At 46.2% G+C, this 8991-nt stretch carries 8 protein-coding genes; 6 read left to right on the plus strand and 2 right to left on the minus strand.

Going from position 1 to position 8991, the window contains the following annotated elements; all coding sequences use genetic code 11:
• Positions 1-54: 54 nt before the first annotated feature.
• Positions 55-972 carry an aldo/keto reductase gene (locus tag ACFPYJ_RS23300; protein WP_379190625.1) on the minus strand — a complete coding sequence of 306 codons (918 nt, stop codon included), beginning with the start codon at positions 970-972 and terminating at the stop codon, positions 55-57.
• A gap of 470 nt (positions 973-1442) precedes the next feature.
• On the opposite strand from ACFPYJ_RS23300, the gene ACFPYJ_RS23305 reads away from it, so the two are divergent.
• From ACFPYJ_RS23305 to ACFPYJ_RS23320, 4 genes are all read left to right on the plus strand, one after another.
• Positions 1443-2018 (plus strand): sigma-70 family RNA polymerase sigma factor, encoded by a 576-nt coding sequence (locus tag ACFPYJ_RS23305; RefSeq protein WP_379190626.1) that lies wholly within the window; start codon positions 1443-1445, stop codon positions 2016-2018.
• Complete coding sequence (locus ACFPYJ_RS23310; protein ID WP_379190627.1) at positions 2008-3063, plus strand: hypothetical protein; 1056 nt, start codon at positions 2008-2010, stop codon at positions 3061-3063. The genes ACFPYJ_RS23305 and ACFPYJ_RS23310 overlap by 11 nt, the downstream gene beginning before the upstream one ends.
• 752 nt (positions 3064-3815) lie before the next feature.
• Positions 3816-4379 (plus strand): NADPH-dependent FMN reductase, encoded by a 564-nt coding sequence (locus ACFPYJ_RS23315; RefSeq protein ID WP_379190628.1) that lies wholly within the window; start codon positions 3816-3818, stop codon positions 4377-4379.
• Between the two features lie 117 nt (positions 4380-4496).
• Positions 4497-5498 carry a type I glyceraldehyde-3-phosphate dehydrogenase gene (locus ACFPYJ_RS23320; protein ID WP_379190629.1) on the plus strand — a complete coding sequence of 334 codons (1002 nt, stop codon included), beginning with the start codon at positions 4497-4499 and terminating at the stop codon, positions 5496-5498.
• 280 nt (positions 5499-5778) lie between these two features.
• Here ACFPYJ_RS23320 and ACFPYJ_RS23325 read toward each other — a convergent pair whose 3' ends face one another.
• Entirely contained in the window at positions 5779-6462 is a 684-nt protein-coding gene (locus ACFPYJ_RS23325) for a hypothetical protein (protein ID WP_379190630.1), read from the minus strand.
• A 154-nt stretch (positions 6463-6616) separates the two neighbouring features.
• On the opposite strand from ACFPYJ_RS23325, the gene ACFPYJ_RS23330 reads away from it, so the two are divergent.
• Together ACFPYJ_RS23330 and ACFPYJ_RS23335 are read left to right on the plus strand one after the other, a co-directional pair.
• Complete coding sequence (locus ACFPYJ_RS23330; protein ID WP_379190631.1) at positions 6617-7357, plus strand: response regulator transcription factor; 741 nt, start codon at positions 6617-6619, stop codon at positions 7355-7357.
• Positions 7335-8696, plus strand: a complete 1362-nt coding sequence (locus ACFPYJ_RS23335) for a sensor histidine kinase (protein WP_379190632.1) — start codon at positions 7335-7337, stop codon at positions 8694-8696. The genes ACFPYJ_RS23330 and ACFPYJ_RS23335 overlap by 23 nt, the downstream gene beginning before the upstream one ends.
• Positions 8697-8991: the final 295 nt, after the last annotated feature.

Genomic DNA, 8991 nt, shown 5'->3' on the forward strand with positions numbered 1-8991 from the left:
TGCTTTATTTCATGTGTACACGTTAAAGGAAGACATCCGAATGAACGGAAGCGTTTATGGAAGCACGTTGCCTGCCGCACGATAGATGCCGTACCATTCTTCACGTGTCAGATAAATGTCGCTTGCTTTACAGCAATCCTTTAATCGTTCTATATTCATCGTACCGGTGACCGGCTGCATGTGTGCAGGATGGCGCAAGAGCCACGCGATGGCAATAGTGGTGTTGCTGACTTCATATTTCTTGGCGATTTCATCAATTTTTTCATTCAAATCCGGGAACTTATCACTGCCGAGGAATACGCCTTCGAAGAAACCGTATTGGAAAGGCGACCAAGGCTGAATGGTAATATCGTTCAGTCTGCAATAATCAAGCACGCTGCCATCCCGGTTCACGGCGGGATTATTCTCCATATTGACATTAATGCCACTCGAAATCATGGTGGCATTCGTAATGCTTAATTGCAGCTGATTTGCGACGAGCGGCTGCTTGACCGACTTTTTCAGCAGCTGGATTTGGGTCGGATTTTGATTGGAAACGCCGAAATGCCGAACTTTTCCAGAGGTTTCAAGCAGGTCGAATGCTGCAGCGACTTCATCCGGCTCTACGAGCGCATCCGGGCGGTGCAGAAGCAGAATGTCGAGATAATCGGTTTTCAGACGCTTCAAGATTGCGTTAACCGACTCTAATATATGTTCTTTGGAAAAGTCGAACATGCCATTGCGAATGCCGCATTTGGATTGCAGAATGATCTTCTCGCGAATATTCGCATTCATTTGGATGGCATCCGAGAATATTTCCTCGCATTTTCCACCGCCGTAAATATCGGCATGGTCGAAGAAATTCAAACCTTCTTCCAATGAGGTCTGAACAAAACGCTCCGCCTCGACTTTGTCCAGCGAATTAATGCGCATGCAGCCAACTGCAAGAACCGGCACTTCTAAGGTGCTGCTTCCAAGTTTCATCGTTTTCATGGTTTATGTCCTCCTAATTTTTGTTAATGGGGTCACTTGATGTAACAATTGGACACATGATATGTAAACGTCACATGGATGTTCGGTGTATCCATACTGATTGTGACACACATGTGCGGTAGTTTACAAGATACGAAACCTGGGGATTTATTATCGGATTTAGTCATTGTTATCGTAATAGACGCTGTGTGAACTTATTTTGTAAGTCCGGCTAATGTTTTCGACAAGAAGACATCCTAGAAGCCATTAAAGATGGAGACGTTAGGCCTTACATCGTACGCGTGACCGATAATCTTCTTCTTGTTCCTTCCAATGATTTTCTTTCAACCATTACATGGCCCATTTTCTGCTTTACTTATGGTGCCCGTTTCAGAGATACGCGTTTTGAAAAAAAAAAATAAAGAACCGAACCTTTTTTTGATAGAGGGACAATATAGTGTGTAAGCTGCTTACTCAGGAGGGCCCTCTGAATGCAAAATGAATATATGTACCAATTACTCAAAAAAATGAAAGATGGTGATCAACAGGCGTTTCATACGATGTATGATGCCACCTACCAGGACATCTACCGGACAGTCTCCTTTCTGGTGGATCATCAGCAGGATCGGGAAGATGTCATGAATGAGATCTATATGCAAATGTGGACCTCACTTGCTAACTACGATACGAACCGTCCTTTCCACTTCTGGTTACACGGCTTGGTAATTCGTCAAGTTCAGCGATTTCGGGTCAAGAGCTGGAGGAGATTCCGAATTTTTGAACGCATCCGTGCCTTCTCTCGGGAAGAGTCTCATTGGGATCTACATACTGCTTTGATGGATGAGACGAACCAAATGATATCACAGTCAATACGAAAACTGACCGACAAACAGCGGATAGTGATTATCTTCCGCTTTTTTCACGACTATACTCTTGAGGAAATTGCGACTTTGCTCGATATTCCGCTGGGTACAGTCAAGTCCAGATATCACGCTGGCCTCCAGGCGCTTCGAAAAACTCATGGAATCTCCCCCACGGAAAGGATGAAAAAGATCAATGACTATTGAACGCAAAATCCGTGAACATCTGCACAAAGAGGCAGAAACTATGGAGTGCCCTCCGGCCATTTCCAAACGTATAGAACATTCCTATTCTCAATATTTGCAGCCAAAAAGGAGCGAAAAAAACATGAAAAAACGATTAATTGGTGGAATAGTTGCTGCTGCGCTTTTGATTCCAACCGCAGCATTTGCTGCCCCCACCCTGATTGAAATGCTTACCAGAACACCAATGACTGCTGAACAAGTCAAAGAGGATAAGGTTGGCAATGCAGCACTTGAGAAGCTGTATAGCGCATTTCCAGATACAAAATCGTTTGAGATTATCGATGCAAGTAACGTTCAAGGTGTCCAAACAAGCATCATACTGCAGGAAAAAGGAGGAACCGGTAAAAAGTTCACCCTTCATACAAACAGTATTACGGGTGTGATTGAACACGTGATTCAAGAGAATTGGGAGCCTAAGGTGAAGCCGCTCATTGCTTTAACCGATCAGGAAATCAAGGCAAAGGTAGATTATCTCATTGATAAAATGTATGGCAACATCGAAGAGTACGAGTTTGCTATGGAGCAAATGGAGAACCCGGATCAAAAAACGTTTATGTTGAATTACACCAAAAAGGGATCAAAAACGCCGTTCTACCAGGTATTTGTTCAGGGCAATACAATCAGTGTTTCTCTGATCGGAGGTGAGACTACACCTTCAAACATTAAAGTAGAAGGTTTTTTCTCTAGAGATGGTAAGCCTGATTATTTTGCTGATGCCTATTTAAATAATGCAGAACTGTTTTCTTTACTAAAAATTAGCCCAACAGAATTAAAACAAGAATTAGCAAAAGGTAAATCTGTTGTGGAGATTGCAGCATCTAAAAATATCTCTAAACAACAAGTGATCGATGTCATTGCAAAAACACAGGCTGATTTACAAATTCAAGGTGAAAATAATGGTGATGTTCCTAAAAACAATCGTTCACATGAACAATTGTCAAAAGCTATTGAACCAAAAGTATTACGAGTTATTGAACACAAAACTGAAACACCATCGAAGAAATAACAAGTCAAGGCGCATGCATTTTGAAGAGATACGCCGAAGCAAAAGTTGTAGATATGCGTAATAAGCACACCTTCAAAAAAACAAAACTGGCTACATTTCGATTGAAGCAATTGACCCAATAAAACGTACTAGATCTGGCAAGAGGAGATGCACTGCATCCCCTCTTTTTTATGTCACTCAATAACAGATTACTCCTTTGTTTTCAATACTTCACTTTCTTTTTAGGTAAGTCCATGAGTTACAGCACCTTTGTTTAACATACATGTTTCTACCAATATTTCCGCTCCGCTTTACCACTATTTGTAATACGGTTCACCGTACCATTACCCTTGTCTTTTCGCCTCGAGCTCCATCACTCTCCTGTTCGATTAACTCAACAAAATCTTTCCGAACCCAGAACGTTTGGCGCGCATGAAGTTCTTCAAACTTTTTTTCTTCCCTTGTGTATGTATGATGGCAATTATTAACGGCATTTATAAAATCCCTTGGAAGCTTGAAAAAGAAAAGGTCAGAAAAGTGGAATATTGATGTTGACATATATCTCAATATTGTTTATCTTAAAATAAAGATAATAAAATGAAGTCAAGGGAGTGTCTGAGCGGGCTTGCTTAACAAGTTTATTCTGAAGCATCATCGTTTTTTTACCGACTTGTCTTTAATTAAAGATATTAATAGGATTATACCTAGAGATTTATGATTATTTCATCCGATCTTAATTAGATCAAAACCTATTTAGAAATGGAGGAAGGGCAATGACGAAGAAGATTGGACTGATTGTAGGAAGCTTAAGAGAACACTCATTTAATCGCATGATTGCAGAGGCTATACCCGAGCTTGAGGCTTCTGTTGAATATGAGCAGATATCAATAGCGGAACTTCCCCTGTACAACGGAGATTTGGACAGAGGGGATGGTCCTGAGCCCGTCCGTTTATTCCGTGAAGCGATTCAGCGTGTTGACGGCATCCTCATTGTTAGCCCTGAGTATAACTCGGGCATTCCCGGTGTATTGAAGAATGCTCTGGACTGGGCATCGACCCCAACCAAAACCGCAGCACTGCTCAGAAAGCCGGCCGGGCTGGTAGGAGCCACTCCGGGAGTCAAAGGCACGATCTTGTCGCAGCAGCAGATCAGACAAACGTTGGAGGCTGCACAGGCGTATGTGCTGCCTTTTCAAAAAATGTACATTTCACAAGTGATGGACAAGGTGGACGCGGAACGCCGTGAACTGACGGACGAGACAACCCGCAAGTATTTGCAGCGTTATGTGCAGCAGTTCATCCACTGGATCGATCAGGTTCCTGCTTTGGAGGGGTAAAGTTCAAGAGTAGAAAGGATTCAAGAGTAGAAGGGAAGAATCATAGACGGATATGGATATATTTAGTAGACTAAACCTGTTGAAGCTTCATCACACATCTTACGACGGAGGGTAACTATGGGCAAAATTGCGGTTTTTGGATTTGGGCGTATTGGCAGGCAGCTGCTCAGGGTTGCCTTGCAGGACAATCTCTTTGTCCCGGTATCGATATCGGATATTAAAGACGAAGCAACGCTTGCGGCATTATTCGAAGTAGATACGAACTATAAGCGATGGCACGAAGAGGTCTCCGGACAAGAGGGTGCTATGGTCATTGGCGGCCGTGAAATTCGGTACATCAATTCGTCCAAGGAAGTCCCCGATTGGAAGGCTCTAGGCGTGGATTTGGTCATCGACTGTACCGGCAGAGCCGTTACCCGCCCGGTTGCTCAAATTCATTTGGACCGCGGTGCCAAGAGGGTGCTTGTCAGCGGACCGAGCAAGAGTCTTGAAGATTGTGATGCGGTATTGCTCAAAGGCATCAACCTGGACAGTTTTGATCCGGATAAGCATAAAATCATCAGCATGGCGAGCTGTACGACCAATGCTTTGGCTCCTGTAGTGAAATTAATTAAAGAGAACTTCGGAATCAAATACGGGTTGTTCTCAACCGTTCATTCGTATACCAACACGCAGTCACTGACGGACCAGCCGATGAAGGACCGCCGGGATTCATGGGCTGCGGCGGAGAACATTATTCCTTCGTCCTCGGGGGCGGCCAAGGCCCTCAAATTCATCTGGAACGATCTGCAGATAACGGGCAAGGCATACCGGATTCCGACCCGCACCGGAAGCATTGCAGAGCTCAACCTGATTACGGAACAGCCGTGTTCTATCCAGCAGGTAAACGATTTATTCCGCAGTGCGGCTAAAGAAGGAGAGTTGAAGGGAGTGCTGGACGTCTTAGAAGGCGAGTGGGCGTCTTCGCGTATCGTAGGCGATTCCCATTCCTCAATAATCGACCTTCCTCTAACCCAAGTGCAGGGCGAGATCTTATCTGTCGCCGCCTGGTATGATAACGAATGGGGCTATGCTTCGCGGCTGGCTGAGGTTGCGGCCTATCTGGCTAACCAATCCTAATGACAAAGGACTATCAAGCGGGTGTTTCGCTGATAGACATTTTTTTTGTGCAGCGCCGGCTGCAGCACGAGAGATCGGAAGCGGGGCTCCGCTATCGGGGGATCGGACTCCATTCAAACCTCATTCGGGATGTTTTCGAGCCGATTTGTTCGTGAGCCCGCAGCAGATAAGCGATTCGACAAAAGGGAAACAAGCCCACAGCCGTAAAAAGGCGATGGACCTGTTTCCCTTTATTATTTTCTTATTGCTTGAAATTGAACATCATACGCTGTCCGCAGGGTTATTCAGCCGCTTCCCATTCGGCGATTTGCTGCTTGTACTGCACCAGCAGCTTGCCCAGCGATTGTTTGATAATTGCGGCATCCTTGGATTCAACGGCCTTTGCCAGCCCGATTTCCGCCCGGATAAAGGCCAGCTCCGAATCATCGGCTGCACGGACTACCGCTGTTGTTACTTGGTCAGTCTTGCTGAGTGTTTGAAGCTGCTGCTGTGTGCCGGACGTGATAGGAACGGCCTTTATCTTTATGGCTGACACTTCGGCTGCTGGAGCTGCTTTAATGATTGAAGCTCTGATTGGGGCAGCGGATATCGATATCGACGAGGCGGCGGACGTGGAGATCGACGGATCGGCCGGATGAACAGGCTTCGCTTCGACGGCTGTATAGACGCCGCTCATGACTGGCCCGATTGCTTTCTCATATTGATCTAAGGTTTGTTTCCAGTCGTCCACGGTGTCAGGAGCATATTTCTCAGCTAGTTCAAGCGGGTTAGTAAAGCTGTTAACAAGAGGTATGGCTCTAGTCGGAGCCGCTGCACCAGCTTGAGCGGATATTAGCTTGGGAGCCAATTCATATTTGGCCATTGGCGCTGTACTTGCAGCATTTGAAACTGCCGGGGCGGCAACGGCGGACATTAACAACGCGGACGACAGGGCAACTCTAGAGATAATCAGCTTGTGGTTCATGGTATCACTCTCCTAATGGGTTTGTCTTGCCTGATTAACAGTACAGCACGGGTATGGCAGAACATTGGTGTATTTGTGGAAAAACAATGGCATAGCCCCATAGCAATCGGCGGATTGATATACTTAGAGCAGATCTAATCAGGAGGTAGCCCGGGTGAACAGTAATTATCGCATCGCCATTGTGGACGATGATCAGCATATACGTAATTTGGTCGAGGTTTATTTGCAGAAGGAGAGCTATCAAACGATCGGCATGGAGAGTGCTGAGGAAGCATGGGAGTTATGGAAGACCCATCCCCCTGACTTATGGGTGCTTGATATTATGCTGCCTGGAATGGACGGTTATGAGCTGTGCAGACGGATTCGGAATGAAGCCGAGGTGCCGATCATCATGATTTCTGCCAAAGATACGGAAGTGGATAAAATATTAGGTTTGGAGCTGGGGAGCGATGATTATTTGGTAAAGCCGTTCAGTCCACGCGAGCTGGTGGCACGCATCAAACGGCAGCTTCAGCGTTGGTATAAATATAATCAGCCGGAAGACGTTGTTCCGGATCCGGCTGTGCATTTATCCCGGATTGAAATCGGCGAGCTGCAATTGATACCTGAGGAGCGGCGTGTATTTTGGCAGGGCGAAGAAGTGGACATGACGAGCAAGGAATTTGCCATGCTTAAAGTTTTTATCGAGCAGCCGAATCGGGCGTTTACCCGATCGGATCTGCTGACGCTTGTCTGGGGCGATGATTATTTCGGAAGCGACCGTGCTGTGGATCATCTGATTAAACGGATACGCAAAAAAATCGATCATCTGCCGATTGAGTCCGTATGGGGTCATGGTTATCGAATGAGAATGGAACGGAGCGTGCATGAAGATGAAACTCGTCCATCAAATTAATCTGGCATTCGGCGCGGCCCTGGTGCTTGTCCTATCCATCACCGCGGTCCTCATCCACTTTGTCCTGCTTGACCACTTCATGGGTACGCAGAAGGAAGATATGAAGAAGATGGGAGCTGCGCTTACGGCTACATTGGAGCAGGAGGCGACAATCCGTCCTGCAACGGGTGCAGTACTGCCCACAATTACGGCGGCTGTAACGCCTGCTGCCGTAGGCATGTCTGCCATTGTTACCGATCCCAAGGGCAATGATGTGAAGACGGGCGAAGCCATATCACTCCATGCTGCAGCGATTAAAGTATCTTCTCGAGCAGATGCAGTCCAAACAACAGATCTGCAGCAAATATGGAATGGCACAGATCAGCGGTTCCTAGTCAATGTGAGCGCTGTGCCTCAAGGGACTTTAACGCTCCTCACGCCGGTCAGTAAAATCAGAGAAATCGAGCGGGCGCTGCTTGACCGGCTGCTGCTTGTATTCGGTGTCGGCGGCGTACTAATGCTTGTGCTCAGCCATGTGATAACGAGAAAGCTGATCAAACCGTTAATGAAATTAAAAGAAGAATTAACGAAAGTAAAAGGACGCCAATTCTCGAACGTGAACCTCGTAAAAGCAGGAGGAGAGATCGGTTCCGTAGCTCAAACGGTTTATGAAATGGCGGGGGAGCTGAACCGGTTCAACCATGCGCAGAAGCAATTTTTCCAAAATGCCTCGCATGAGCTGAAATCGCCGTTAATGTCCATTTCAGGATACGCGGAAGGGATCAGGGACGGTGTTTTTGAGGGGGAGCAAATCCGCAAAGGTCTGGATATTATTCTAAGCGAAAGCGGCCGGCTGAAAAATATTGTAACGGAAATAACTTTGTTAGCAAAGCTCGACAGCGAGGAAGATATTTATCAGCCGTCTGTTATCAGTTTGAAGGAATTGTTGATGGAGACGATTGAACGTATCAATCCTATGCTCGTCAAAAAAGAAATAAAGCTGCATCCCCACTATAATGAGCATGAACCGCTGACGATTCACGCAGACCGGGACAAGCTGCTTCAAGCGCTGCTTAATCTTGCCTCCAACGCCATCCGGCATGCGAATAATCATATTTATATTCATGCCGGCATCAGCAAAGGCCGAATTGAAATCATGGTGTCCGATGATGGGAGCGGAATATCGGAGGAACTGCTTCCTCATCTCTTTCATCGTTTTGTGAAGGGTAAGGACGGCGAGACCGGGCTTGGGCTCGCCATATCGCGGGCGATCGTTGAACGATGCGGAGGCCGGATTCAAGCAGGCAACCGCAAGGAGGGAGGAGCGATCTTCTCGCTTGGATTTCCCGCAGCAGTATGAATGGAGACAGGGAAGGGCGGTTTTGCAGAGCAGGCGCATCCTGACTTCCACCATGTAGAATTAACCCTATTAACCATTCTTCACAGCTGACCCTTTTCCTTTAATAAGGGGAGAGGCTGCGCTATACTGGATTTTTTACAGCTATTTCGGGCTTCAGATGCTCAAACGAGTGCTATACTGGAAATTTCCAGTTATAAATGCCTGCTTTGAGCTCAATAAGGCTCATTTTGCAGTTAGACTATTTAGTAGACACGCCTTAATGGAAGACCTGTATACTTAAAAATAAAAAGGTCGA

Origin of the sequence: Paenibacillus solisilvae (assembly GCF_042656405.1) — a bacterium.
GTDB classification, from domain to species: Bacteria; Bacillota; Bacilli; order Paenibacillales; family Paenibacillaceae; genus Paenibacillus_Z; species Paenibacillus_Z solisilvae.

Excerpts from the sequence above, each read along its gene's own strand:
- ACFPYJ_RS23315 (WP_379190628.1), top strand. The coding sequence starts at position 3,816 with ATGACGAAGAAGATTGGACTGATTGTAGGAAGCTTAAGAGAACACTCA.
- ACFPYJ_RS23310 (WP_379190627.1), top strand. The coding sequence starts at position 2,008 with ATGACTATTGAACGCAAAATCCGTGAACATCTGCACAAAGAGGCAGAA.
- ACFPYJ_RS23335 (WP_379190632.1), top strand. The coding sequence starts at position 7,335 with ATGAAACTCGTCCATCAAATTAATCTGGCATTCGGCGCGGCCCTGGTG.
- ACFPYJ_RS23305 (WP_379190626.1), top strand. The coding sequence starts at position 1,443 with ATGCAAAATGAATATATGTACCAATTACTCAAAAAAATGAAAGATGGT.
- ACFPYJ_RS23300 (WP_379190625.1), bottom strand. The coding sequence starts at position 972 with ATGAAAACGATGAAACTTGGAAGCAGCACCTTAGAAGTGCCGGTTCTT.
- ACFPYJ_RS23325 (WP_379190630.1), bottom strand. The coding sequence starts at position 6,462 with ATGAACCACAAGCTGATTATCTCTAGAGTTGCCCTGTCGTCCGCGTTG.
- ACFPYJ_RS23320 (WP_379190629.1), top strand. The coding sequence starts at position 4,497 with ATGGGCAAAATTGCGGTTTTTGGATTTGGGCGTATTGGCAGGCAGCTG.